Source organism: Phormidesmis sp. 146-12 (assembly GCF_052939495.1).
Genome location: NZ_JBJPHS010000007.1, coordinates 72,772 through 97,688, shown reverse-complemented (window position 1 = coordinate 97,688; position 24,917 = coordinate 72,772). Strand labels below are relative to the sequence as shown.

Annotated in this window: 23 protein-coding genes; 3 read left to right on the top strand and 20 right to left on the bottom strand. The window is 48.5% G+C overall.

Annotated features, from left to right (window positions below):
- Positions 1–134: 134 nt before the first annotated feature.
- The 9 genes from ACKFKF_RS05295 to psbA form a co-directional block, all read right to left on the bottom strand.
- Positions 135–452, bottom strand: coding sequence for a hypothetical protein (locus tag ACKFKF_RS05295; RefSeq protein WP_446858966.1), 318 nt, complete (start codon positions 450–452; stop codon positions 135–137).
- Between the two features lie 119 nt (positions 453–571).
- Positions 572–1,990, bottom strand: coding sequence for a photosystem II reaction center protein CP43 (gene psbC, locus ACKFKF_RS05290; protein WP_446866724.1), 1,419 nt, complete (start codon positions 1,988–1,990; stop codon positions 572–574).
- 123 nt (positions 1,991–2,113) lie between these two features.
- A complete protein-coding gene (gene psbD, locus ACKFKF_RS05285) occupies positions 2,114–3,172 on the bottom strand; it encodes a photosystem II D2 protein (photosystem q(a) protein) (protein WP_446858968.1) in 1,059 nt (352 codons plus the stop codon).
- 14 nt (positions 3,173–3,186) lie between these two features.
- Entirely contained in the window at positions 3,187–3,708 is a 522-nt protein-coding gene (gene apcD, locus ACKFKF_RS05280) for an allophycocyanin subunit alpha-B (protein ID WP_446858969.1), read from the bottom strand.
- Positions 3,709–3,833: 125 nt separating this feature from the next.
- On the bottom strand, positions 3,834–6,179 hold the full coding sequence (locus ACKFKF_RS05275) for a phycobilisome rod-core linker polypeptide (protein ID WP_446866723.1): 2,346 nt from the start codon (positions 6,177–6,179) through the stop codon (positions 3,834–3,836).
- 431 nt (positions 6,180–6,610) lie between these two features.
- Positions 6,611–7,090: an allophycocyanin subunit alpha-B gene (gene apcD / locus ACKFKF_RS05270; protein ID WP_446858971.1), complete on the bottom strand. Its 480-nt coding sequence runs from the start codon at positions 7,088–7,090 to the stop codon at positions 6,611–6,613.
- A 100-nt stretch (positions 7,091–7,190) separates the two neighbouring features.
- Positions 7,191–7,676, bottom strand: coding sequence for an allophycocyanin subunit beta (locus tag ACKFKF_RS05265; protein WP_446858972.1), 486 nt, complete (start codon positions 7,674–7,676; stop codon positions 7,191–7,193).
- A gap of 100 nt (positions 7,677–7,776) precedes the next feature.
- Positions 7,777–8,253, bottom strand: coding sequence for an allophycocyanin subunit alpha-B (apcD, locus tag ACKFKF_RS05260; RefSeq protein WP_446858973.1), 477 nt, complete (start codon positions 8,251–8,253; stop codon positions 7,777–7,779).
- A 325-nt stretch (positions 8,254–8,578) separates the two neighbouring features.
- Positions 8,579–9,652, bottom strand: coding sequence for a photosystem II q(b) protein (gene psbA, locus ACKFKF_RS05255; protein ID WP_446858974.1), 1,074 nt, complete (start codon positions 9,650–9,652; stop codon positions 8,579–8,581).
- Between the two features lie 426 nt (positions 9,653–10,078).
- Here psbA and ACKFKF_RS05250 point away from each other — a divergent pair, with 426 nt between their 5' ends.
- Positions 10,079–11,533, top strand: a complete 1,455-nt coding sequence (locus tag ACKFKF_RS05250; RefSeq protein WP_446866722.1) for a sensor histidine kinase — start codon at positions 10,079–10,081, stop codon at positions 11,531–11,533.
- A 101-nt stretch (positions 11,534–11,634) separates the two neighbouring features.
- On the opposite strand, the gene ACKFKF_RS05245 is transcribed toward ACKFKF_RS05250, so the two are convergent.
- The 9 genes from ACKFKF_RS05245 to purU all read right to left on the bottom strand — a co-directional run bounded on the left by ACKFKF_RS05245 (position 11,635) and on the right by purU (position 22,174).
- Positions 11,635–12,969 carry an FMN-binding glutamate synthase family protein gene (locus tag ACKFKF_RS05245; RefSeq protein ID WP_446866721.1) on the bottom strand — a complete coding sequence of 445 codons (1,335 nt, stop codon included), beginning with the start codon at positions 12,967–12,969 and terminating at the stop codon, positions 11,635–11,637.
- 335 nt (positions 12,970–13,304) lie between these two features.
- On the bottom strand, positions 13,305–13,982 hold the full coding sequence (locus ACKFKF_RS05240) for a GltB/FmdC/FwdC-like GXGXG domain-containing protein (protein ID WP_446858977.1): 678 nt from the start codon (positions 13,980–13,982) through the stop codon (positions 13,305–13,307).
- The gene (locus ACKFKF_RS05235) at positions 13,970–14,866 is read right to left on the bottom strand and encodes a class II glutamine amidotransferase (protein ID WP_446858978.1); all 897 of its coding nucleotides are present in this window, start codon (positions 14,864–14,866) and stop codon (positions 13,970–13,972) included. Before ACKFKF_RS05235 ends, ACKFKF_RS05240 begins: the two co-directional genes overlap by 13 nt.
- A gap of 4 nt (positions 14,867–14,870) precedes the next feature.
- Complete coding sequence (gene glnT / locus ACKFKF_RS05230) at positions 14,871–16,202, bottom strand: type III glutamate--ammonia ligase (RefSeq protein WP_446866720.1); 1,332 nt, start codon at positions 16,200–16,202, stop codon at positions 14,871–14,873.
- A 53-nt stretch (positions 16,203–16,255) separates the two neighbouring features.
- Positions 16,256–16,852 carry a hypothetical protein gene (locus ACKFKF_RS05225; RefSeq protein ID WP_446866719.1) on the bottom strand — a complete coding sequence of 199 codons (597 nt, stop codon included), beginning with the start codon at positions 16,850–16,852 and terminating at the stop codon, positions 16,256–16,258.
- Entirely contained in the window at positions 16,849–19,779 is a 2,931-nt protein-coding gene (locus ACKFKF_RS05220) for an FAD-dependent oxidoreductase (RefSeq protein ID WP_446866718.1), read from the bottom strand. The genes ACKFKF_RS05225 and ACKFKF_RS05220 overlap by 4 nt, the downstream gene beginning before the upstream one ends.
- Positions 19,776–20,036, bottom strand: a complete 261-nt coding sequence (locus tag ACKFKF_RS05215) for a sarcosine oxidase subunit delta (RefSeq protein WP_446866717.1) — start codon at positions 20,034–20,036, stop codon at positions 19,776–19,778. Before ACKFKF_RS05215 ends, ACKFKF_RS05220 begins: the two co-directional genes overlap by 4 nt.
- 2 nt (positions 20,037–20,038) lie before the next feature.
- The gene (locus tag ACKFKF_RS05210) at positions 20,039–21,280 is read right to left on the bottom strand and encodes an FAD-dependent oxidoreductase (protein WP_446866716.1); all 1,242 of its coding nucleotides are present in this window, start codon (positions 21,278–21,280) and stop codon (positions 20,039–20,041) included.
- A 9-nt stretch (positions 21,281–21,289) separates the two neighbouring features.
- Entirely contained in the window at positions 21,290–22,174 is an 885-nt protein-coding gene (purU, locus tag ACKFKF_RS05205; RefSeq protein ID WP_446866715.1) for a formyltetrahydrofolate deformylase, read from the bottom strand.
- Positions 22,175–22,265: 91 nt separating this feature from the next.
- Here purU and ACKFKF_RS05200 point away from each other — a divergent pair, with 91 nt between their 5' ends.
- The gene (locus ACKFKF_RS05200; protein ID WP_446866714.1) at positions 22,266–22,883 is read left to right on the top strand and encodes a helix-turn-helix domain-containing protein; all 618 of its coding nucleotides are present in this window, start codon (positions 22,266–22,268) and stop codon (positions 22,881–22,883) included.
- On the opposite strand, the gene ACKFKF_RS05195 is transcribed toward ACKFKF_RS05200, so the two are convergent.
- Positions 22,862–23,272, bottom strand: coding sequence for an ACT domain-containing protein (locus ACKFKF_RS05195; RefSeq protein WP_446866713.1), 411 nt, complete (start codon positions 23,270–23,272; stop codon positions 22,862–22,864). The two genes, ACKFKF_RS05200 and ACKFKF_RS05195, sit on opposite strands and share 22 nt — an antisense overlap.
- A 336-nt stretch (positions 23,273–23,608) precedes the next feature.
- Here ACKFKF_RS05195 and ACKFKF_RS05190 point away from each other — a divergent pair, with 336 nt between their 5' ends.
- A complete protein-coding gene (locus ACKFKF_RS05190; RefSeq protein ID WP_446866712.1) occupies positions 23,609–23,959 on the top strand; it encodes a hypothetical protein in 351 nt (116 codons plus the stop codon).
- A 552-nt stretch (positions 23,960–24,511) separates the two neighbouring features.
- Here the strand turns inward: ACKFKF_RS05190 and ACKFKF_RS05185 are convergent.
- A complete protein-coding gene (locus tag ACKFKF_RS05185) occupies positions 24,512–24,901 on the bottom strand; it encodes a hypothetical protein (protein WP_446858989.1) in 390 nt (129 codons plus the stop codon).
- Positions 24,902–24,917: the final 16 nt, after the last annotated feature.

Here is a 24,917-nt window from a genome sequence, read left to right as displayed (position 1 = left end):
AAAGTGAGGGTTAATTGTGAGGGTTAAGTGTGAAACTTGAAGTCTGGAGAACATGAAGTTAATGAAGCTCTTGGCTTCGGTTTTGAGATCTTCTGCCCCTCAATTCTGGGGGACTTTGAGAGAAGCGTCTTGAGTCAAAGTTTTCCGGGGATGGGAGATTTAGAGGGCGTTCCTGAAGTGACTACAGTGAAGGTTGAGAGGGTGTAGTCGGAGCAGTCGATCGCTTCCTCAGTCATGGCAATCTGGGGATGAACGGTGCATTTGAGGTCATAGCTGCCCGTAAAAAATTGACAGGTTGCACAGGGGATTTGGTGCATTCGTGACGCTTGTTGGGTGACTTTGCGAATCGCAGCCAAAATATTCCAAATTGTCAAACCAACCAATGACCAGGCGAATCCTGCGTAGACAAAATGTGGGAACGATTGAAACGTGGAAACAACGAGTAGAAGCATCGTAAATCTAATGCTCCAAATAAATGAGTGTTAAAAAAGTAAACCGTAATGAAGAAAGATGAATGATGGATTTGAGAACGCGATCCACCATTCATCGGTCATGAGCGACCACCTGCGATTTAGTCGAGATCATTCATCGATTTCACAGGCTCATTGTCTCGATCGAGTCCTCTTTCTGACCCGATCGCTGCGATTCGAGCGCGTCCTGCGTGCCAGAGATGACCGACTAAAAAGAAAAAGGCAAACACAAAGTGGGCAGAGGCCAGCCAGGTACGCGGACTGACAAAGTTAACGGAGTTGAGTTCGGTTGAGACTCCGCCGACTGAGTTGAGAGAGCCGAGCGGTGCATGGGTCATGTAGTTAGCCGCCCGACGCACTTGCCAGGGTTGAATATCACTTTTGAGCTTGTTGATATCCAGTCCATTTGGCCCCCGCAACGGTTCTAGCCAGGGAGCGCGCATATCCCAAAAGCGCATCGATTCACCGCCAAAAATTACTTCTCCGGTGGGCGATCGCATCAGGTATTTCCCCAATCCAGTCGGCCCTTGTGCTGAGGCGATGTTGGCTCCCAAACCTTGATCACGCGCTAAGAAGACCAGTGCTTGCGCGTTAGACGCTTCGGGCGCAGTCGGGCCGTAAAACTCACTCGGATAAGCGGTGTTGTTAAACCAGATAAAGGCTGTCGCAATAAACGCCTGTCCGCAAACGTTGCCGAGACTTTGAGAAAGGTAGGCTTCTCCTGTCCAGACAAAGATGCCGTCCGTCCATTTAAAAGGCTTGGTGAGAATATGCCAGATGCCGCCAATGATCAAGATCGAACCCATCCAGATATGACCGCCGACCAGATCTTCTAGATTGTTGACACTGACGATCGAGCCAGCTTCCCCATAAGGTGACTTGAGCAGATACCCAAAAATCGTCAACGGATTAAGCGTCGGATGGCTGACCAATCGCACGTTTCCGCCCCCTGGGAGCCACGTATCATAGAGTCCGCCCCAAAACATGGCTTTGCAAACCAGCAACCAGGCACCCAGACCCAATGAGATTAAGTTAAACCCCAAAATCGAGGTGATCTTGTCTTTGTCTGCCCAATCAAAATCAAAATATCCAGGCAACCGAGCCGGGCCGCGTAGGGCGTGATAAATGCCACCTAGCCCCAGAACGGCTGAACCGATGAGATGGAGAACGGCGATCGCAAAGAAGGGAAAAATATCCGTCACAGCGCCGCCTTGCCCAACGCCAAACCCCAACGTCGCGACGTGAGGCATAAGGATCATTCCCTGCTCATACATCGGCTTTTCAGGAATGTAGTGCGCCACCTCAAAGAGCAGCATGGCTCCCGCCCAAAAAGCAATCAGTCCGGCGTGGGCTACATGTGCCCCCAAAAAGCGCCCTGATAAGTTGATAAACCGAGCATTGCCAGCCCACCAAGCATAGCCTGTAGACGCTTCATCGCGCCCTTCTCTCGGAGAGGTGATGGTGTTGCCTTTTGGGGTTTTTGTGGTGGTGATGTTGGTGCGATCGAAGAAGGTGGTCATAGGAAGTGAGGGGTGAGGAGTGAGGAGTGAGGAGAAATGAGTTTGAGGATTTGAGTGAGAATTGTGATGGGATATTCTTGTGCAAAGCTCAAAGCTCATTTCTTAAAGTGCTGACAGAAGTGCCTACAGTGCGTTGCCTCTGGGGAGTACTTCGTCGGGGAATACAAAGCGCTCGTGGGGCTGATCTTCGGGGGCCATCCAGGCGCGGAGACCTTCGTTTAGGAGAACATTTTTGGTGTAGAAAGTCTCAAATTCGGGGTCTTCGGCGGCGCGTAATTCCTGTGAAATAAAGTCGTAGGCTCGCAGGTTAAAGGCGATTCCTGCCATGCCGATCGCGCTCATCCACAGACCTGTCACGGGCACAAATAACATGAAGAAATGCAGCCAGCGTTTGTTAGAAAAGGCAACGCCAAAAATCTGTGACCAGAAGCGATTGGCGGTGATAAATGAATAGGTTTCTTCTTGCTGCGTCGGCTCAAATGCGCCAAACGTGTTGTAGGCACGACCATCTTGATACAAGGTATTTTCAACCGTTGCTCCATGAATGGCACACAGCAATGCACCCCCCAACACACCCGTTACGCCCATCATATGGAATGGATTCAACGTAAAATTGTGAAAGCCCTGGACAAACAATAGGAATCGGAAAATTGCAGCAACCCCAAAGCTAGGCGCAAAGAACCAGCTTGATTGTCCCAATGGATAAATTAAAAACGTGGCCACAAAGACAGCGATCGGAGCAGAAAAGGCGATCGCATTATAAGGACGAAGCCCAATCAGCCGCGCAACCTCCATCTGGCGCAAGCAGAAACCAATCAGGGCAAAGGCTCCATGCAGTGCCACAAAATTCCACAATCCGCCCAATTGCATCCAGCGAGTCAGATCGCCTTGCGCTTCGGGCCCCCACAAAAGTAACAGTGAGTGACCCAAACTATCCGCAGGAGTCGATACCGCTGCTGTCAAAAAGTTACAGCCTTCTAAATAAGAACTGGCGATGTTGTGGGTGTACCAGGAACTCACAAACGTCGTCCCCGTAAACCAACCCCCGATCGCCAGATAAGCACAGGGAAACAACAGCAAACCTGACCAACCAATAAACACAAAGCGATCGCGCTTTAACCAATCATCTACCGTGCGAAACCAGTCTCCCCCAGAAATGGGGCGTTGTAATGCGATCGTCATGGACGTGCCTCCAATTAGTACTCTCGTGTTCCGTTGTTCATGAAATAGGGACTGCCTGGAAGGGCGAGGGCTTGAATAATGTGATCGAAGTAGGGCGTGGCTTCGGCAGCATCTTCTTCGCCCAGTAAAACGATCGCTTCTTCCTTGAGACAGCGCACCGCTTCGACCCAGTTGGCGAGAGGAATACCCAGCGATCGATACATTTCTTTCATGCCGATCGTGCCGATCTCTGCCATTGGTTCGTCGTTGCCCGCCAGCACACAGTAAGCGACTAGCCGCACATACCAGCCCTGGTCGCGCTGACAGGATGCCGTTTTGCGAGGATTGCCACTGTTGCTAGGCGTGACCGGACATCGTTTCCAAAAGCGCTGACTGCCGCGATCGACTAAACGCTGTTCGTTTTTCGCCAAAATTGCAGCAATGCGGATGCGGCGATCGCCCGTTTTAAAGAAGTTTTGTATCATCCGAATCTCGCTCAGATCGGGATAGCGCAACTCCTCATCGGCGTTGAGAATCATTTGTTTGACGAGGCTCATAGGGTTCTCCTGAAAAAACTTGAATTCCTCCAAACCAACTGATAGACAGCTTTTTGAAGCGAAAGACTCGACGGTAAAATCGTCTCCAGGGATTGTTTGAAAACTTTTGGATTAACACCATAGGTCTATGACTCAACTGGGTTTAATTCGGGTTGAAATTCTGTTGCTTCAGATGTAACTTCAGAAGGTTCTTGAGTATTGCTTTGATCGCGATCTTCACTATGTTTGTTCGGTTCCAATCGGCGTTGATCAAGTTTTGTGGTGCTGAGTAATTTTTGGGTTCCGCGAAACTCTGGACGATCGCCTTGAATGCTGGCTCTGGCTTTTTGCCACGTTGGTTTGACCCATGTGCCATGAAAGACACGCTCTCCGATTAGAGGATTGCCCTGGCGATCGTGTAGACGAGCCGCTTCCCCTCGATGAAATCGCATCTCAAAGCCGCGTGGAGTCACATAGCGCTCAAAAGGAACAGTTTCGTCTCCAAAAGCTTGTCGATACTCGGTGCAATCGATCAGTTCGTCAATCAGCGCGTAGAAACCTTTGCGGGCGGACAGATCATAGTATCGGTTCATTTCCTGCCTGCCAGTAGTGGGACGACCCAAAAGACGACGATGAATCACCTCGATCGCTTTGGTCACATACAGCGTTTCCCAATAGAGTTGACGGAACGATCGTGATTTGGCTACCTGACGCACAAATTCTCTGACCGTGATCTCGCCACTTTTTAGCTTGATTTCGGCAGTGACGTTGCGCTGTTCGGGGTAGATATCGCGTCCAAAGATTTGTCGGTAAGCTTTCTGGATAAACAAGTCTGGAGAGTTGTTGAGAAGGTCTACGCTGGCTCCCTGCTCTGAATTTTTGCCGTTCTTACCGCTATGTTTACCATTGACATGATGCAGTTTCAAAACAGGTTGACTGTCTAATCCGGGAGCTTTCCCCCAGGTTTCTGAGTGTCCGTTACCGTTCCCATTCCCGTTTTCTGTTCTGTAACCGATCAAAATGCGTTGGTGATCTTTGTTAAAGGCAGCGGGACGATCGTGATGCTTCCAATTCTGTTCTGGAAAAATTGTGCCAAACTGAATCTCTAGCGGATCGTTTCCAGCCCCATAGAAATGTTGATTGTGGAACGTTGGCTGATATGTACTAAACAGTGTGATAAATTGTGGAACTTTGTGAGTCACAGCGCTGTGTTTAAACAGTTCAATCTGTGCGCCCCAGTTGCGACATTCTTGAGCTTCTTGTCCCAATCCACGTAGATAAGGCACCGTTTCTTCGCCAAAGTAATCAGAGTATTCTACGGAGTCTACAAGCGAATCCACCAGTACCGGAAAGCCTTTCTGTGAGATGGTGTCGAAGTGAGTCTGAAACTCTTCGATCGAACTCACGCCCCGTCCTAAAAAGTGTCTAACAGCTAACTCAATCACGCGACTGATCACAAACGGTTCATAACAAAGTTTGCGATAGAGGCGAGATTTGCCCATCTGACGCACAAATTCTTTGGTGGAAAACTGCCCACTCTTAAATTTAGATTCCAAATCAGTCAGCGATAGGCCATATTCACGAGTCACATCCCGCTCAAATATTTGGCGATAGGCGGCTTTGATCACGGCTTCCTGTTCGGTGGCGGGCAGGCCGGGCTTCATCACAAACTTAGGTCGATTGGTGGCAGACAACCCATAGCTTTCGGGTAGTTCTAATCCCTGGTGATCACTAGAAACGCCCTGCCGCAAACGGTTCTGTGGTTTCTCAACAATGTATTCCGTCAGCAAAACATCAAACTGTTCTTGAACGATCGCCGTTGCCTCTGGGTCGTTTTGAAAGTAACTCAACGCCTTCCACAACATATCTTGAATCGCTACAACAGTCGCCTCAGTTACATCTTCAGGAATGACTCCGCGCAATCCTCGAACATTGGTTGCGATAATGCTAGAATCACCCGCCACGATCGCATACGTGACATAGCGCAAAAACCAGCCGAGATCACGCATCGATCGCTTCATTCGCACCGGCCCATAGCGCGAAATATTGATCGGACGAAACCCATCTGGCAGCGGCGCTCGCCCTTCGGTCAACTGCACTTTGAGAAACCGCCACACATCCTGAAGTGGATTATTAAACGTCGAACTTTGCACTTTGAGTCTTTCTTTGGGACGATCGCCCAAATCTCTCAATAAGACGTTGTATCCCGGCAGGTTTTGACGATTGGGCGGACGCTCTAAAAACGCCATCGGCAAGCCCCCAAAAAAGATGCGATCGGCTCCCGCTGACACAATCTCGTCAGCATGTTGATTGAGCGTCTCTACGACCTGTAAGCGCTTTGTCCCCGACTCAAAGAAACCACCTAGTGTCTTGAGTTCACTGTCCTGCAAACAGCGATCGTGTTGTTCTGCGTGAGAAATCACCGTCGTCGGAAGTGTTTGATATTGCTGCGGACGAATAATTGGGCTGCCGCCACTGGTTGGAATCGTCATACGATCGCTCCGCTAAATTAAGTTTTAAATGTTGAGGTTTTTGCTGCGTTACTCAACTTTTCTGCCCCCACCCCTAAGTCCTGCCGTGTACACACAGGTCGATCGATCGGTCATTGCTGAGAGCCTTCGCCCCCTAAATCCCCCAAAAATGGGGGACTTTGAGCTGTCGTCATGGCTTTGAACTTTGGCAATCTTTCCTTGGTCAAAGTTCCCCAGAATGGGGGGTTTAGGGGGCTGAAGCCGCCTGAAACGAAGCGACAACGACTTGTGTGTACACGGCAGACCCCCTAAGTCTGAGGGACTTTAACACCAGTGTTCTAGTTCAAAGTTCTCCACAGGTAGGAATTTAGGGAGCTTTTTCCCTCTATCAACTCACAATGAGTTAGGGTTTAAGACATAGTATTCAGGCTGGTGAATACAGAATTCAATGACTAAGGAATGAATGCTTGAATCAAATCATCAAAGTAAGGAGTCACCTCCGCCGCATCATCGAGAGGCAGAAAATCTAATGCAACTTCTTTGAGACAGCGCATACATTCAGCAACATTTTTGATCGGAACTCCCAACGAGTTATACATTTCCTGGGCCCCTTTCGTTCCCACCTCGCGAATCAGTTCTGTATCACCTACGATTACAGAATAAGTGACCAATCGGACATACCAAAGCTGATCGCGCATACATGATTCTCGAAACCGTGGATTACCGCTATTGCTAGGCGTAACGGGGCATCGCTCCCAAAATCTTTGCGTTCCCTTATCTACAATTTTCCGCTCATTCGCCGACAGCACCATCGCAATCCGCAAACGAGACTCTCCCTCTTCAAAAAACCCTCGAATCGCCTGAAGTTCGCCTGGATTGAGATAGCGCGCTTCACGATCGGCATTGACAATTGATCGCGTAATAATGCTCATAGTTCTCCTCAAAATTAAAGGCGAGGAATGCTGAACAAGGAACAAGTTATTGTTGTCAACTTCATCCCTCATCCCTCATCCCTCATCCCTTCTCCTACGTCTAACTCAACCCCGAACAAATGTAATCAAAATAAACGCCCATCTCGCGCCCCGCATCAGCTCCCACAAGATCAGTCGTCACTTCCTTCATCGATTGCACGGCTCGAACGGTCGCCCCGATCGGAACCCCCAGCGAGTTATAAGTTTCGCGCAGTCCGTTAAGAATCCGCTCATCTAGAATGGATGGATCGCCCGCTAACATGGCGTAGGTCGCATAGCGCAGGAAATAGTCCATATCGCGAATACAAGCCGCATAGCGACGGCACGTATACATATTGCCACCCGGAGCCGTAATGTCGGTGTACATCAGGGATTTTGCAACAGCTTGCGTCACGAGCGAATTGGCATTGGCGCTAATGTTGATGGCAGCGCGCGATCGTAGCTCTCCACTTTGAAAATACGCTCTCAGCCGCTCGACTCCCGCATTATCGAGATAGCGACCTTGCACGTCAGAAGAGTTAATTAATGCGGTGATGGCATCTTGCATGATTTGAGTCTCCTAAAGGTTATATGTTGTTCAATTGAACTGAAGAGTAAGGAGTGAAGAATCTAGAGAGGTCACCATTCAACACTCCGGCAAATCTGTTCTAAGACAGCGATCGAATGATGTAATCAAAGTACGGTGCGACCTCGAAGGCATCTTCTTCGCTTAACAGAGAAATCGCTTCTTCTTTGACGCAGCGCATCGCCTCAACTAGATTTTTGAGCGGAATTTCTAGCGAGTTATACATCTCCTTGATGCCGATCGTGCCGATTTCAACTAATGGCTGCTCACTGCCTGCCAACACTGAATAAGCCACAAGCCGCACATACCAGCCTTGATCGCGCTGACAAGAAGCTGTCTTGCGAGGATTACCACTGTTGCTGGGTGTGACCGGACACCGTTCCCAAAATCTGGCACTACCGTTTTGGACAATTCGCTGTTCGTTTTCCGACAAAACTGAGGCGATCCGAATGCGCTGTTCTCCGGTTTTCAAAAAGTCCTGAAAAATGCGAATCTCTTTAGGTGCCGGATATCGAGCTTCACTATCTGCGTTGAGAATTAGCTCAGTGACAAGGCTCATAGTTTTCTCCTAAATAGAGGGGTAGAAAGCCCCATTACTAGAGGTTCTGAGATCAGAGGTAATGGGGAAAAGACGTGAGTTAAAGCACCGAATCAAATGTGCAAGATGTAAAGGAGAATAAATAAAAAACCTGAAGAACTGATGAAGAATAAGCATGAGTTTACATAAGTTTATTAGTTGCCGATAATGGTTTCTTGATTGATAGATAAAACTTTTGGAATGAGTTTTGGAATGAGTTGACGCATAAAAATTAGACCCACGAAAATCTGTTGTAGAAACACAAAAACGATATTTCTACAACAGATTCACTTCTATGGAGAAACCACTAATCGACCAAAGAAATCAACGGAACTTCGTCTCCTGCTGCCAGGTCGAATGGGAAGTTGTGTGCATTGCGTTCGTGCATGACTTCAAATCCCAGATTGGCGCGATTAAGCACATCCGCCCAGGTATTGACAACATTTCCCTGCGTATCTAACACAGAGTGATTGAAGTTAAATCCATTCAAATTAAACGCCATCGTACAGATCCCCAACGCTGTACACCAGATACAGACCACCGGGAAGGCAGCTAAGAAAAAGTGGAGCGATCGACTATTGGTAAAACTGGCATATTGAAAAATCAGCCGTCCAAAATAGCCGTGCGCTGCCACAATGTTGTAGGTTTCGCCCTCTTGCCCAAACTTATACCCTGCATTTGCAGATTCATTCTCAGTCGTCTCCCGCACCAAGCTAGAAGTCACCAAACTCCCATGCATCGCCGAAAAGAGCGACCCGCCAAACACACCAGCCACCCCCAACATATGAAACGGGTGCATGAGAATGTTGTGTTCTGCTTGAAAGACAAACATGAAGTTGAAGGTGCCGCTAATCCCCATTGGCAAACCGTCTGAGAAACTGCCCTGTCCGATCGGGTAGATCAAAAACACAGAGGCCGTCGCTGCCAGTGGAGCAGAATACGCAACCGCAATCCAGGGGCGCATTCCCAACCGATAACTTAACTCCCACTCTCGCCCCATATAACAACAGAGAGCCGGAATATAGTGAGCCGCAATCATCTGATAAGGGCCGCCGTTATAGAGCCATTCATCCATGCTGGCGGCTTCCCAAATGGGGTAAAAGTGTAGCCCGATCGCGTTGGAAGACGGCACGACCGCAGCCGTAATAATGTTGTTGCCATAGAGCAGCGATCCGGCGACGGGTTCTCGGATACCATCAATATCGACAGGGGGTGCAGCGATGAAAGCCAACGTAAAGACTGTCGCTGAAATCATCAGTAAGGGAATCATCAAAACCCCAAACCAACCAATGTAAAGGCGATTGTCGGTACTGGTGATCCAATTACAAAATTGCTCCCACCGCGTATTGATTCTACGTCGTTGTTGAGTAACTGTAGTCATGGGTTTTATTCAGTGTTTACAAGAAAAATGAATCGAAACAATGAATGCGATCGACACAAAATGATGACTAAAAGTTACCTGAAGGCTTTTATCTCAGGAAATCACAGAAGCGACTCTCGGCAGTAAAAATGAGAATCGCTGTGCAGGTCATCAGTAAGGACAATAGAGATCAAAGATAAAGAAGTCATGAAGGCGGTTGAGGAGCTTTACAAAACGATAAGTTCAGGTAAATTCTTGTAGATTTCTTCTCAGCAAACGTTCATCTAGAAGTCAGATTGAATTTTGGTTTTTGAACCTTGGACGCTAGATACTGAACAAAATGTCTCCAGTCCAACGTCTCAGGCTAAGGTCTAACGTCTTAGCAGCGCGATCGTTCTGCATTCGATACAATTTTGGTACATCGAATAATCCATCGTCACCGCCCTCATGCCATTGATTCGCCAACTTCGGGAGGAAATTCGTCAACTCCGACAAAACTACCTTAATCCAGCCTCACTTCAGTTTCATCTCACTCTGGAAATTGTCATTTTATCGACCTTGGGGTTAAGTATCGTTGGCATCTGGACAAGCTGGAAAATGCAGCAAATTTTAATTGCAACTCATACCCAGAATGTTGAATATATCGCTGCTCGTTTTCCTCGTGATGTAGAACTTTATAGTGAAATGTTGCCGATCGCGGCCGGACTTCAAAAAACAATTAATAATGTATCTGCTTCAGGTTTACTGATTTGGGTCAAAAGTTCAGACAATCAGCTATTGGCACAATCTGCGGACTTAAATTCTGCATTCACCGCCACGGCTGAGTTGATGTCTCTAGCAGAAATGCCGCTCAAACCGCAAGTTTATCAAGTGCGCGATCGCTATCTAGTTTTATACGAAGGCACGGTGACAGTAAAGGGCAAAGTGCTGGGAACAGTGTATATGGCGCAGGATGTGACTGCTGACCAGCATGAGTTAATATCAGCCATTCGCAGTCTTGTTGTGGTCTGTCTGCTGGCGACGATCGCGATGATAGTGGCAATGACGATTCGGATTCGGCGATCGCTCCAACCGCTTCAGGAAATGAGTCAGATGGCGGGTGTGATTTCTGCAAATGATCTGAAAGAAGCAAAGCTGCAATTACGTCATGCACCCAGCGAAGTCAAAGAACTGGCTCAGACTTTTAATAGGATGTTGTCTCGACTCTCTGAATCCTGGGAACAACAGCGTCAATTTGTCAGCAATGTTTCTCACGAGTTACGTACGCCTCTAACAATCGTTTATGGCTATCTACAAAGTCTATTGCGCCGCAGCACTAACTTAAATGATTATCAGCGAGAAGCCTTAGAAACCGCCACTTCTGAAGCCGATCGCACCATTCAGCTATTACAAGATCTATTAAACTTAGCGCGGGCAGATAGCGGTTATATGCAGTTTCATCTAGAGCCATTGGTCGTGAATCATTTGGTACTAGAAGTTGTAGGCATGACCGAAAAGTTTAGCAATCGATCGCTGACAGTCAATGCAGAAAAACAAATCGAAGCCATTGCCGATCGCGATCGCTTAAAGCAAGTTTTGATTAATATCATTGACAATGCTGTTAAATATTCTGCACCTCATCAGCCGATCGCCATTGACTTGGAATCTAGCGATCGTCAGGCAGTGATTCGAGTCAGCGATCTGGGCGTGGGCATTTCGCTACAAGACCAAAGCCGGATTTTTGAGCGATTCTATCGAGTAGACGAAGCACGGGCAAGGTTTGCAGATGAAGAACAGTCGGGTGGACATGGGTTGGGACTGGCGATCGTGCAGACGCTGCTAGAAGGAATGGGCGGACAAATCACGGTGCGATCGAAGCCTGGAGAAGGTAGTACCTTTACGATCGTGCTTCCGTCGCGGTAGAGAATGTGCCTGAGAGAGCGTCCAAGACGAAGTTTTTTCGCTGCGTTGTTGTGATCTTCTACTCCCAACCTGCCATTCTGAAGGACTTTCAGACAAGATGTTTATAGTCCTGGAATCCAATCTGTTCCGGCGATCGGTAGTTTTGCCATCGCTGCGGCTTCAATCGTCAACGCCACCAGATCTTCTCGCTCTAAATGATGAACGTTTTGTTTGCCACAAGCGCGGGCGATCGTGGTTAATTCCATGTTCAAGGTTTGCAGATAATTCTGAATGCGTCGCGCGCCAATTTCGGGTTGCAGTCGCTTTTCTAAAATGGCATCCTGAGTCGTGACCCCAACGGGACACTTTCCGGTATGGCAATGGTGACAGGAGCCAGGAGCCGTTCCCAATGCGGCGTAGTCTTCAATTGCAGAGTGATGTTCGCCGTCTTGAATATAAGTTTCACTATTGCAGCCCAGCGACATGAGAATACCTTGACCGATCGACACGGCATCCGCTCCCATTGCCAACGCTTTAGCCACATCTGCCCCCGTCCGCACGCCGCCACTGACAATCAGTTGCACCTGTCCTTTCATGTTGAGGTCTTCGATCGCTTCGACTGCCTGCCGCACGGCCGCCAAGGTTGGAATGCCGACATGTTCGATAAAAACCGCTTGAGTCGCCGCAGTGCCGCCCTGCATTCCATCGACGACGATCACATCGGCTCCCGCCTGGATCGCCAGTTTGACATCATTAAACGGACGAGAAGCCCCCACCTTGACATAGATCGGAATTTGCCAATCGGTGAGTTCGCGCAGTTCTTGAATTTTGATGGTCAGATCGTCGGGCCCCGTCCAGTCAGGATGACGACACGCCGATCGCTGATCCACGCCTTCGGGTAAGGTTCGCATTGCTGCTACGCGGGGATTAATTTTTTGCCCCAATAGCATTCCGCCGCCGCCCGGTTTTGCACCTTGACCAATCACAATCTCGATCGCGTCTGCCTTTCTCATATCGTTGGGATTGAAGCCATAGCGAGACGGTAAGCATTGATAAACCAGCGTTTTTGAGGAAAGCCGTTCTTCTGAAGTCATGCCGCCGTCGCCTGTTGTGGTGGAGGTTCCGACTCTGGTGGCGGCCAGTCCGATCGCTTCTTTGACGTTTGCAGACAGCGAACCAAAACTCATGCCAGCGATCGTGATGGGGATGTCTAGCTCGATCGGTTTTTTAGCAAATCGAGTGCCTAAAATTGTTTTGGTAACGCACTTTTCGCGGTAGCCTTCCAGCGGATATCGAGTTAGCGATGCGCCCAAAAAAACCAGATCGTCGAAATGTGGCAATCGTCGTTTTGCACCCAGTCCGCGAATTTCATACAATCCATGTGCAGATGCATTCTGAATGTATTGAATCATTCGATTGTCGTATCCCCAGGATTCTTCACGAGACGGCTGTGTCATTGGAGGGTTCATAAAATGAGAATGGGTGTGTTTTTGATCTGAAACTTAAGGGTCGTGGAATCAGAATTCTTCGCTGCGTCGTCGGAACTTTCGCTCCCCAAGCTGCCAATTCTGAGAAACTTTGAATAAATCGCTATAGTTCAAGATTTCTAAGCAATGTAAATTCAATGAAATTATTCACTTTGGTTATGCATCTGGAAGAGCCAGCTAAATCCTCCATCTATGAGAGATTATGAACTAAAAATCTTGGCTTAAAGTCCCCCAGAATGGGCAGCTTGGGGGGCAGAAGATTTCAGTAACGAAGTCGAAAAACTGGAGCAAAGGATTTACATCCCTTAGTATTCTTGATTTGCGTCTGCATTCCAGTGATAGAGTTTTTTGGCAGAGGCAACTCGTTTGAATTCTTTGGAGCCGCATGTAAAATTTGCTTTCGCAAGTAATTCCTCAACTGTTGCATAATCTGTTTCTGACATCGGTTCTATTTGTGCGTCTGCGCCGAGTGATTTGATGTCACCCCTCACGTAAATAATTGCTTCATAAAGTGAATCACCCAGTGCATCTCCAGCGTTGCCACAAATTACCATTCTTCCTGCCTGCGCCATAAACGCTGAGAAACTGCCCACATTGCCACCCACCACAATATCGCCGCCCTTGAGCGAAATCCCACAGCGCAAACTGGCATCTCCTTCGATAATCAACAGACCGCCCTGGGCTGAAGCTCCCGCTGAGACTGACGCAAAGCCTTTGACCTGCACTCGCCCTGACATCATATTTTCGGCGACCCCGGTTCCTGCGTTGCCAAAAATGGTTACGTTTGCCAGTTGATTCATGCCTGCGGCGTAGTAGCCTGCGTGTCCGACGATTTCGACTTCAATGGGTGCATTTAATCCGACCGCAATATTGTGAGCGCCATCGGGGTTGAGAATGGTGACTTTGGAAGCGGACTCGTGATGCAAAAAGTGGTTGATCTCTCGTAATGGCGTTTTGGTCAGGTCAAATACTACACCTTCCATACGTGCATCTCCTCTGGGGCGGGTTCATAAATGTGAGCATGTTTTACGTCAGGTAGATGAGCCAACGATCGAAACTCAGACGCGATCGCCACATAATCATCGGTTTCGGCGACGATCGCAGGTTTACAGGCAAACGCATCCCGCACGAGGGCCAGTTTGTCCGCAGTGCCCATGAGAAAGGTGTAGAAGCCGTCTAGTTCCTCAAAGCCTTTTTGCATGGCCAGTTCAAGGTCGTCGCCTTCGCGCATTCGCCACTCTAAATAACGACAGGCCGCTTCGGTATCGTTGTCGGTTTCAAACTCAATGCCTTGCGGTTCTAGTTTGCGGCGAATCTCGTGATGGTTAGACAGAGAGCCGTTGTGGACGAGGCAGAAATCTTCTCCAGCCGTGAAGGGGTGAGCGTGAGCGGGGGTAACAGCGGATTCGGTCGCCATGCGCGTGTGTGCTACCAGATGCGTACCTTTTAGCGTTTTGAAGTGGTAGCGATCGCTAACTTCCAGGGGTTTCCCAGCGTCTTTATAGAGATCGATTTTGCGTCCCGTTGATAAGAGATGAATGTGTGGATAGCATTCTTTGAGCCATTGTTTCACCGTTTCCGAAGTGCTGTCAGATGTGAGAACGGCATGATTATTTTGAATTTCAATCTCAGCGTCACTATTGGAGAAAGTCTGAAACGCTTGCACTAATTCTGACCAGTCGATGACGTGTTCTCCACTGTATAAGCTGTACTTTCGATGAGTGTCCGCCAGCGTTTCTGTAAATACGGCAAGTCCGGCAGAATCAGGGCCGCGATCGCTCATTCCAATCAACATCGGCACCATTAATTCGCCTAGTGATTCTCGAAGGTCTGGTTTTTTGATCAGTAGTCCAACAATTCCACACATAGGTTTAAAAGAATTCTAAATAACGGTGTACTTCCCATTCAGAGACATGACGCATATATTCAACCCATTCCATTCGCTTGAGTGAAATGAATTCATCCGCTAATACGCCAAGTGCATTCTTGATAACGTGATCTGATTCGAGTGCGTCGATCGCTTCTTTGAGATTTTGCGGTAAAACTCCGATTCCTTTTTCTTTCAGTTCAGCGTCCGAAAAGTCATACAAATTAACGTTGTGAGGTTCACCCGGATCGAGTTCTTTTTCGATGCCATCTAAGCCAGCAGCGATCGCGACAGCCGTTGCCAGATAAGGATTACATGACCCATCCGCCAAACGCAGCTCTAGCCGACCACCGGGAATTCTCACCATGCTAGTTCGATTATTATCGCCGTAGCTAATATAAGCAGGTGCCCAGGTTGCGCCACTCAATGCCCGACCAACGACCAGCCGTTTGTAAGAATTAATCGAAGGCGCACAGATCGCAGTCAATGCGGGAGCATGAGCTAACAATCCGCCCAAAAAGTGATACGCCAGTTTTGACAATCCTAACTGACGGAAATCGCTCTCATCCGCAAACAAATTACTCGATTCATTAGACGACATCGACATATGAATATGCATCCCAGTTCCCGTCCGATTTGCAAACGGTTTGGGCATAAAGGTGCAAATCAGCCCCATTTCTTTAGCAATTTCTGACGCTGCCATTTTGAAGAAGATATAGCGATCGGCAGAGGTTAAACAATCGGTGTAAGTGTAATTGATTTCAAACTGTCCGTTGGCATCTTCGTGATCAATTTGATAGACATCAAAGCCAGCCGTTTGCAGACTCGACACTAATTTTTCGATATAGGCGACACTGCGAGACAGTCCTTTGTAGTCGTAGCAAGGTTTTTCCAGAGTGTCCGTGGGATCACAGGGTTGAATGTTGCCGCGATCGTCTTTCTTCAACAATACAAATTCAGGTTCAAGTCCGGTGTTGAATGTCCAGCCTTTTTGGGTGAGGCGATCGATCTGCTGTTGTAAGATGTATCGCGCATCGTAGGGATAAGGCTGTCCGTGAACATGTCCGACGCAAACCATTCGCGCAAATCCAGGCATCCAGGGCACCAGACTCAGCGTTGACGGATCGCCCACCGCCAGGTAATCGGGACTGTTGGGCTGCATTCCCAAACCCCACACCGCAAACCCCGCAAACCCCGCGCCAGGGTCAAGAATATCGTCAAAATGGGAGGCAGGAACGGCCTTAGTTTTAGCAGTCCCGTGCATATCCACAAATTGCGCCAGCACAAATTTAACCTGATGTTTTTCCAAAAATTGCTTTGCGTCTGCGGGTGTCATTCAAATGTTCTCCTCTAAAAATTAACCAACCCCATCTCACCCCTCATCCCTTTTCAATCCCTCATCTCCTCCACGATCGCTTCCAAGGTTCGCCACAAATACGCTCCAAACGTACCGTCACACCAGATTCGATACGACTCACCCGGAATGATTGTCACCGACATCCCCACCATTGAGGTTAAAATAACAGGATTTTCGGCTAATGGTAAAGCACGAAAGTTAACGCTACAGGTTTGCTGTAATAACTCATGAATGTTACTTCCTTGAATAGCGATCGCTGCATCCTGACGTAGCACGGGATACACTTTAGAAGGCAGATCATCACACGCTGTTGACAACTGATCGGCAACGCGACTGTGAATGCTGTCTTCAATTAAAAATTCAGTCAATCCCAATCGAGCAATGATTCCAGCTTGAGGAAGAGAATTCCAGGTATTGGGGCGATCAGGCACCGCAATTCCTTGACCTTCTAACCAGGACGCTGCACCCGAACCTTTCACCCCAAATCGAGTTAGGAACGATCGATCAACCACACTCAGATGAGACGTTAAATCGGTCTGGACATCAACCAGAGAGAGCACCCCATTGATTTCTTGCCATGAACCGTTGAGCGATTGCAAACAGTCATAAAGTGGGCTGGTACGCTTCATACTGCGACCTCCTGACGTTGAGGAACTTCTGTTTTTTGGCGATCGTTACCGGGGTCGTAGAAGGGCGTTGGGGTGACGGTGGCCGCGATTGACAACCCATCTACCCGAATCGAAAATCGAGTTCCGATCTCGGCAAGGTGGGGCTGAATGTAGGCGAGTCCAATAAATCGGTTGAGCGTCGGACTAAAGGCAATGCTGGTGATGCGTCCTGCAATCTCGTTGTGGTCGATAATTAAGTGACATTCCTGGGGTGCAGTGCCCGAAAAATCTGCGTCTAGCATGAAGCCGACTAACTGCTGTTTGAGCGATCGTTTGCCCACGATTTCTAGACTACGCTGACCGATAAAGAAAGGCTTATCCATTTTGACAGCCCAGCCTAAATTTGCTTCAAAGGGCGTGGTTAACCCGTCCGTATCTTGGCCGACAATCAGGTGCCCCTTTTCCAGACGCAACAACCGCTGCGCCTCGACTCCAAATGGACGAATGGCATAGGTTTGCCCGGACTCTATCAACGCATCCCACAATGCTGGCGCAAACTCAGCCGCAACGTGAATTTCATAGCCCCATTCACCCACAAATCCTACTCTCATCAATGTGGATGGAATGCCAGCAATGTCACCTTGACGAACCGCCAGATAAGGAAATGCAGTGCTAGAGAGATCGAGGTTGGTTAATTTTGAGAGAACGTCACGAGAATAACGGCCCGCTAGATTGATCGCCGATCGTGCCCCCGTCAAATTCACAATTCCGCAATCCATGCGCCACATCGTGTTCAAACGGGACAATTCTCGATAAATTTGGGTGGCTCCAGAGGTCGTGGTTGTGAAGTAGAAGCGATCGGCTCCCAATCGGGCGATTACTCCGTCGTCAATGACTACACCTGATTCGTCTAACATCAGCGCATAGCGAGACATTTCTACTTTCAGATTGGAGTAACGTCCGGTGTACACTCGCTCTAAAAACTCAGCCGCACCTGGCCCGCGAATTTCAAGTTTTCCAAGTGTTCCGACATCGATTATGCCCACCCTTTTCCGCACGGCTTCAACTTCTTGACGAATGCAGTCCTTGGCGCTCTTCCCTGACTGGGCATAGTATTCAGGACGCTTCCACATTCCCGCCTGCATCATTTTCGCATTCAGTGCGATATGTCGGCTGTGAAGGGGCGTTTGTCGCTCTGGTGTAAATCCTTTGCCTGCCAAATGCGATAACGGGACGGGATGAAAAAATGGTCGGGCTGTAGTCGTTCCTACTTCTCCCGGTGATTTACCAGAGATTCTCGCCAGTATTCTCAAAGCGTTCATATTAGAATGCTTACCCTGACTGGGCCCCATTCCAACTGTTGTGTACCGCTTGAGTAACTCGATGTTATCAAATCCTTCTTGAGCAGCGTTGTAGAAATCTTTTAGCTGCAAATCTTCATCGAAATCTACGAAATTTTTGCCAGCAGGATGAGGCACGATCGCCCAAGGGTGTGACGGTGATACCTGCGATCGATAGATTTCTCCCGATGCACCGCCTTTAGTTGGGAGTCCTAGAAAGCTTGCGGCGGCTAATCCTGCTCGATCGCCATCCAGCCATTTTTTCTCAAACTCAAACACACCATTGACGCGCCCACAGGCGAAAATCCCGTCCGGCATATGATCGGGAACGAACTGCTGAAGGCAATCGTCAAACCGCATTTTGGTGCCAGCCTGATAGAGCAAATTGGCCGCAGGTGCCCAACCGACACTCATGACGATGCCATCACACGCGATCGTTTGGCGAGAATTTACCTCTGGGCTGCTGTCTGCACCAACTGGACAAATCACCGCAGCACTTAGCCCATCACCGCCTGGATTCGGTTTTGCAGCATAGATGCAGTAGCCCGAAAAGATGGGGATTCCTTTGGCTTGTAGCGTTTGTTTTAGCGAATCTTCTGGGGATTTTTGACGGAGATCGATGATTGCGGCAACTATTACATTCTGTGTGATCAAATCGATCGCCGCTTGATATCCTTCAACATTGGCGATAAGTACGATCGCTCGATTCATCGGTTTGACAGCGTAGCGATAAATGAGACGTTGTGCGGCTGACGCTAACATAACACCTGGCAAATCATTATTGTGAAATACCGCAGGTTGTTCGTAGGCACCACTGGCGATAATCACCGCTTTGGCCCGCATTTTTGTCATGCGTTCTTTATCAATGAGCGGAATCCAGTAATCTGCGTAGTAGGCGGCTGCTTGCGTTCCCGTGTAGAGACAGATTTTAGAATGATTCTCTACAGCGTTTAATAATTCATTAACTTTCTCTACTCGATGCGGTTCAGTTCCGATTTGATAAGTGCTTGATCCGCCGGGTCGATCGCTCTCCTCCACAATTACCACATCTGCCCCAGAATTGGCTGCTGACAGGGCGGCTGAGAGTCCCGATAGACCAGAACCGATCACCAACACATCACAAAAATCGTAGCATTTGGGTGTGGAAATATGAGGAGTGGATGGATCGGCTTTTCCCAGTCCGGTGAGGTTGCGAATTAGACGTTCCCAAACGGGAAAAAGTCGGCGATCGTGGAATGCTTTGTAATAAAAACCAACGGGTAAAAATCGGGAGAAATAATTGAGAACGCTGGCGCGATCGTTCGTCACATCGCCAAAAGTATTAATGGAGGTGAGTGACATTCCTGGCTCTATCAGTGTCACATCTGCACGAATATTCAGCTTCTCACCTGCCTGCATCAGCGTATTGATGTCATGATTCGCCAAACTCAAAATTCCGCGAGGCCGATGATATTTAAAACTGCGTCCTAAAATCTGTTGACCCGCAGCCCACAATGCACTCGCGATCGTATCTCCTTTGTAGCCTGTAAAGCGTTGACCTTCAAAGAAAAATTCGATTGGTTGAGTGCGATCGATCCATTCACCTATGATTGGCGGTAGTCTTCTCATTGCGCTTCCTCACCCAACAAATAAGTGCTTAAAATCTCATCCGTTTGGGTATTTCGTTCAGCGATAAACCAGGTATTGCTGGGCGTATGACACCACCATTCTTTTTTAATGCCTGGTGCCCCATTTCGCAGGAACACATAATCCGCCCAGGTCTTGTCATCACAGGTTTGTGGGTTGGGCATCGATCGCACTTCTCCACCACAGACAAATTCTGAAATCACCCGCGCCCCATTTACCGGACAAGTCATTATTTTCATGATTAATGCCCCACCGAAGCCGCCCCTTTTTCACCCACCAATTCGTACTTTTCAAAGCGCGCCAGTGAGAAGTCTTGAATCAGATGGTGAGGGCGATCGTGGGCCACCGTATACGCCATCGTTTTGCCACAGACAGGCGTTGCTTTGAAGCCCCAGGTGCCCCAACCCGAATCGAGATAAAAGCCCTCAACGGCGGTTTTTCCCATAATGGGGGCAAAGTCTGGAGTCATGTCGGCCATGCCTGCCCACTGGCGCACCACCTTGACGTGAGACAAAAATGGAAATAGCTTTAACATGTGAGCTGCCAATCCTTCGGTAAAGTCGAGGGTCGATCGCGTCGAGTGCAATTCATAAGGATCAAGCGAAGCGCCCATCACCAGTTCTCCTCGCGCCGTCTGGCTGACATAAACGTGCAAACTGCCTGAGACGATGATTGGGTCAAGCCACGCCTTCATCGGTTCGCTGACCATCGCCTGGAGGGGGTGAATGTAGAGGGGCGATCGTAGCCCGACCATCTCCAACAATCGAGGCGTAAATCCCGCGACTGCACACAGCACTTTGGGCGTAGAAATGTGACCGCGTGAAGTCTGAACGCCTGTCACCTTCCCGGAGTCAACGGTGATGTTGAGAACTTCAGTTTGTTGATGAATTTCGACCCCGCGCTGGTCGGCTCCGCGTCCATATCCCCAGGCGACAGCATCGTGTCGAGCAATACTGCCAGGAGCGTGATAAAGTGCGCCTAAAATGGGAGCCTTGCCGCCGCAGGAAATGTCCATCTCAGGGCAGGCTTTTTGGACGGCCTCCGCATCGACTAATTCGCTATCAATTCCATAATGTTTGTTGACTTCTGCTCGCCAACGCATCGTGCGTACTGAAGCGTCCGTGTGGGCTAATGTGAAGTGTCCACGAGTCGAGTAGAACAGGTTCAAATCAAAGTCTTCTGACAAGTCTTGCCAGAGCCGAACTGATTCATCGTAGAATTTAACGCCTTCGGGAGTCAGGTAGTTTGATCGAATAATCGTCGTATTCCGTCCTGTGTTGCCGCCACCGATGTAGCCTCTTTCTATAACAGCGATATTTTTGATGCCATAATCGCGTGATAAATAGTATGCTGCGGCTAATCCGTGACCTCCCGCGCCAATGATCACTAAGTCATAATTAGACTTTAAGCGATCGGGCTGCCGAAACATTCGCGGCTCTGGATGCTGCTTGAGTAATCCAAATTTCAACAACCGTAGGGGCATCGATTTCTCCTAGCGAAATACTACTGTTTTATTGCCGTGTCGCAGAACGCGATCTTCGACGTGATATCGTAATCCTCTAGCGAGTACTGTTTTTTCAATATCCTTTCCGTATCGGACTAAATCTTCAATCGAATCGGTGTGGTCAATGCGATTTACATCTTGATCGATAATCGGGCCGGCATCTAATTCTGAAGTGACGTAGTGACAGGTTGCGCCGATCAGTTTAACACCGCGATCGTAGGCTTGATGATAAGGTTTTGCGCCAACAAACGACGGTAAAAATGAGTGGTGAATGTTGATAATCTGTCCGGGATAGCGATCGCACATTTCCGGCGTGAGAATCTGCATATAGCGGGCTAACACCATCACATCGCCCTGAGCTTGAGCAAACAGATATTGAATTTTGTCGTAGGCAGTTTGTTTTGTCTCAGGCGTGACGGGTACATGGTAAAAAGGAATGCTATGCCACTCGACAAATTTGCGAAATTTTTCGTGATTGGAGATCACACAGGGAATCTCGATGTCTAGTTCCTGACTTTGCCAGCGAGACAGCAGATCATACAGACAATGTTCTAATTTGGAGACCAGAATGACCACCCGCTTTTTTTGAGCAGAATCGGTGATCTTCCAATCCATGTGAAAGGGATGGGCGATCGCTGCAAACTGCCGCCGAAATTCATCGATCCCAAACGGCAACGAATCCGCCAAGATTTCGTGTCTCAAAAAGAAACGCTGGGCCATCTGATCGGCATGGTTTTGCGCCTCCGTAATCCAGCCCTGATGACTGGCAATAAACGTACTCACGGCCGCCACTACACCGACGCGATCGGGACAAGAAAGACTCAGAGTATACCGTCTGGCCGTGGACACTAGAGGATTATGAATGGAGGACATCAGTTATTGGTTTATAGTGCCTGATTGTTTCATATCTGTCAACAAAGTTTCTTGCTATGATTCAAATTATGAGCGATCGCGAGGTGAAAGCATGACGGAAGCAACGACAAAAATTGTGGAGTCTTTTGCTGAACATGCGTTAGAGCGGTATTTGGGCAATACGATCCGAGAGTTACGGTTAAAACATGGGTTAACGATCGCTGAGGTTTCTGATCAGACGGGAATTTCTCGTGGCATGTTGTCTAAAATTGAGAATGCTCAAACCGCGACCAGTCTAGAGACGTTAGCAAAGTTGTCTGGAGCGTTGGGCGTGTCGCTTTCTACCCTATTTCGCAATTACAACATTCCAGAAGGGGGCGCACAACTGGTCAAGCAAGGTGCAGGAATGGAGGTGGTCAGACGGGGCACAAAACGCGGACATACGTATCATTTGCTGGCTTACGATCAGGGGCCAACTAAATTATTTGAGCCGTTTTTGATCACGATGGATGATGCGTCAGAAGTGTTTCCCACCTTTGAGCATCCGGGGACAGAATTTATTCACATGTTGGAGGGCAAAATCGAGTATCGTCATGGGCAATCGACTTACATTTTGGAGCCGGGAGATTCACTGACCTTTCAAGGCGACATTCCCCACGGGCCGGAGCGATTGATTGAGTTACCGATTCGATTTTTGGCGATCATTTACTATTCATTGGCTGCGGAATGACTCATCTCTAGCAGTAATTTTAGGGCACGATCGCTATTCTCAACCGCTACAAATAAGTGATCATGATAGTAAGCAGAAACGACATTCACGCTGATTCCATGTTCTGCAAACTTTGTGGTAATTGCTGCCAGAAATCCAATCGCGTTCAGACTGGAGTGGATCGATAACGTAATCATCTTTGAAACGTACTGATATTCCAGATTTGCGTTTTCAGCTTCCTGTTTAGTAATAATTAAAGTGATTCCTTCAGATTCTCGAAACTGAGCGATCGCCGATACATTAAGGCATTCCATCAACTTCTCAGAGACGCAGCAAAATACACACTCTTCTGGATGAAGAACTGGCTGCATTGATTTCAGAAGCTTGGCTAAATGGTGTTCTCCGGTCATTGGATTTGATGTTCGATCGTCGTTTTATCGAGGATTCTGACCCTTTAGAAAAATATTGAACTATCCACTTGACGAGAATCAAATTTCCAGATATTCTCTCAAATCAAGGACACCTTTTCTTCACCGGAAGGCTGTCTGATTGCCCAAAAAACCTGGTCTGTCGCCGCCCCAAGTTGTAGCAAGCAACGAAGGGCAGCTAACCCACGAGACTGACTGCACCAGTCCAGAGGGCTAATGGAGAATTCTATCACTCCTTTGGCCGCTCCGACTTGTTCTGCTCTTTGGGGCGGCTAGTTTTTTGGGTTTCTTCGGAAACCTAAACTTGGAGTATTCATCATGGCACGTCTTTTGAACGCTGGCTTTTGGCTGTGCGATTTCGCCTACGCATTTCTAGAAGCGATTCAACGTCGTTTCCTTCCCGATTCCATTCCCCGTTTCACGATTACTTCGCTTCGCATTCCGCTTCAGGATCTCTTACCTGATGTTGCGATCCCTCAATCTGATGAGTATGAAGCGTTGCGCGTGTTGATCATCGGTTCTTCAGACGGCGTGACCGAAACCATTCAAAATTTGCACGTTCGACGATTTGCGAATGCGAATGATTGGAGTCCTTTGCTGCCTGCGCCCTCGTTTGGCGAAGTGATGAGTATTCTCACCCGACAGCGACGAAGATTGGCTGAATCGTGAGTTTTTGATGAGAACGCAGCCCCTTGCTGTTTGCGTCTTCTGCCCCCCAACCCCCAATTCTGGAGGACTTTCGGATAAGTGTTCGGTTCAAAGGGGAGGATCCCAATTGTGTAGCACAGTCTTTTTGCCCTCACCCTAACCCCAAGGCTACCGTGTATACACAAGTCGATTGATCTGTACTTGCCGTAATCCTTCGCCCCCTAAATCCCCCAAATTTGGGGGACTTTGAACGCTGATCAGGGTTCTAAATTCTGGAAGTCTTTTTTGCTTAAAGTCCCCCAGAATGGGGGATTTAGGGGGCTGAAGCCGACTAGAACGAAGTGAGTATACACAAGTCTATACACCGTAGCTCCCCCAAGAGAGGGAACAAGAGATCTGACTCCCTTCTCACTGGGGAGACGGGCTGGCAAAGCTCTCGCCCCACTTCGTGAGGAGGGCAATCCGAGATTTTGCACAATTGGGATGCTCCCGGTTCAAAGTCCCTCACTTGTGGGGGATTTGGGGGGCAGATCGGATTAGCGGTTGAGCAAAAAAATCCCATCCAAATCGACCTTAACTCATCGAAGAACCTTGCAAAAACTGCTTGAGACACAGCAAACTTGCCGTCTGTCCGAGATTGATCGGGAGTGCCGAAATGCCTTCAATGCGCGACTGAATCCAACCCTCGCCCCAGGCCCATTCGTGAAACCCATCAATTCCCTGACTCAACAAAAACCGAATTCGATTAGGTTCCACAATTTCAACCTGATGATGAATGGCGATCGGCCCCACCCAACTTTTGAACGTCTGCCCCGGACGCACTTCATCAGGCAACCCAGCCGAAAATCGCTCAAACCAGAGCCACTTGGGAAATTGAGCAGGAGAAGCCAAATTTTTGCGAAGCGTTTCCTCAGAGGCGTTGACTTCGATTCTCAGGTTGCTTTGCTGAAAAGTTCCAAACATCGGTGATTAAAAGAGG

What these genes read in the sequence shown, in the direction of transcription:
- ACKFKF_RS05220 (WP_446866718.1), bottom strand. Translation starts at nt 19,779, where the DNA reads ATGAGAAGACTACCGCCAATCATAGGTGAATGGATCGATCGCACTCAA.
- ACKFKF_RS05235 (WP_446858978.1), bottom strand. Translation starts at nt 14,866, where the DNA reads ATGTGTGGAATTGTTGGACTACTGATCAAAAAACCAGACCTTCGAGAA.
- apcD (WP_446858971.1), bottom strand. Translation starts at nt 7,090, where the DNA reads ATGAGCATTATTACGCGATCAATTGTCAATGCCGATCGTGAAGCGCGC.
- ACKFKF_RS05185 (WP_446858989.1), bottom strand. Translation starts at nt 24,901, where the DNA reads ATGTTTGGAACTTTTCAGCAAAGCAACCTGAGAATCGAAGTCAACGCC.
- ACKFKF_RS05240 (WP_446858977.1), bottom strand. Translation starts at nt 13,982, where the DNA reads ATGGAAGGTGTAGTATTTGACCTGACCAAAACGCCATTACGAGAGATC.
- ACKFKF_RS05210 (WP_446866716.1), bottom strand. Translation starts at nt 21,280, where the DNA reads ATGCCCCTACGGTTGTTGAAATTTGGATTACTCAAGCAGCATCCAGAG.
- ACKFKF_RS05215 (WP_446866717.1), bottom strand. Translation starts at nt 20,036, where the DNA reads ATGAAAATAATGACTTGTCCGGTAAATGGGGCGCGGGTGATTTCAGAA.
- ACKFKF_RS05295 (WP_446858966.1), bottom strand. Translation starts at nt 452, where the DNA reads ATGCTTCTACTCGTTGTTTCCACGTTTCAATCGTTCCCACATTTTGTC.
- psbA (WP_446858974.1), bottom strand. Translation starts at nt 9,652, where the DNA reads ATGACTACAGTTACTCAACAACGACGTAGAATCAATACGCGGTGGGAG.
- ACKFKF_RS05200 (WP_446866714.1), top strand. Translation starts at nt 22,266, where the DNA reads ATGACGGAAGCAACGACAAAAATTGTGGAGTCTTTTGCTGAACATGCG.
- apcD (WP_446858973.1), bottom strand. Translation starts at nt 8,253, where the DNA reads ATGAGCCTTGTCACTGAGCTAATTCTCAACGCAGATAGTGAAGCTCGA.
- ACKFKF_RS05265 (WP_446858972.1), bottom strand. Translation starts at nt 7,676, where the DNA reads ATGCAAGATGCCATCACCGCATTAATTAACTCTTCTGACGTGCAAGGT.
- purU (WP_446866715.1), bottom strand. Translation starts at nt 22,174, where the DNA reads ATGTCCTCCATTCATAATCCTCTAGTGTCCACGGCCAGACGGTATACT.
- ACKFKF_RS05250 (WP_446866722.1), top strand. Translation starts at nt 10,079, where the DNA reads ATGCCATTGATTCGCCAACTTCGGGAGGAAATTCGTCAACTCCGACAA.
- psbD (WP_446858968.1), bottom strand. Translation starts at nt 3,172, where the DNA reads ATGACGATCGCATTACAACGCCCCATTTCTGGGGGAGACTGGTTTCGC.
- ACKFKF_RS05275 (WP_446866723.1), bottom strand. Translation starts at nt 6,179, where the DNA reads ATGACGATTCCAACCAGTGGCGGCAGCCCAATTATTCGTCCGCAGCAA.
- ACKFKF_RS05225 (WP_446866719.1), bottom strand. Translation starts at nt 16,852, where the DNA reads ATGAAGCGTACCAGCCCACTTTATGACTGTTTGCAATCGCTCAACGGT.
- ACKFKF_RS05190 (WP_446866712.1), top strand. Translation starts at nt 23,609, where the DNA reads ATGGCACGTCTTTTGAACGCTGGCTTTTGGCTGTGCGATTTCGCCTAC.
- apcD (WP_446858969.1), bottom strand. Translation starts at nt 3,708, where the DNA reads ATGAGCCTCGTCAAACAAATGATTCTCAACGCCGATGAGGAGTTGCGC.
- ACKFKF_RS05245 (WP_446866721.1), bottom strand. Translation starts at nt 12,969, where the DNA reads ATGACACAGCCGTCTCGTGAAGAATCCTGGGGATACGACAATCGAATG.
- ACKFKF_RS05195 (WP_446866713.1), bottom strand. Translation starts at nt 23,272, where the DNA reads ATGACCGGAGAACACCATTTAGCCAAGCTTCTGAAATCAATGCAGCCA.
- glnT (WP_446866720.1), bottom strand. Translation starts at nt 16,202, where the DNA reads ATGACACCCGCAGACGCAAAGCAATTTTTGGAAAAACATCAGGTTAAA.
- psbC (WP_446866724.1), bottom strand. Translation starts at nt 1,990, where the DNA reads ATGACCACCTTCTTCGATCGCACCAACATCACCACCACAAAAACCCCA.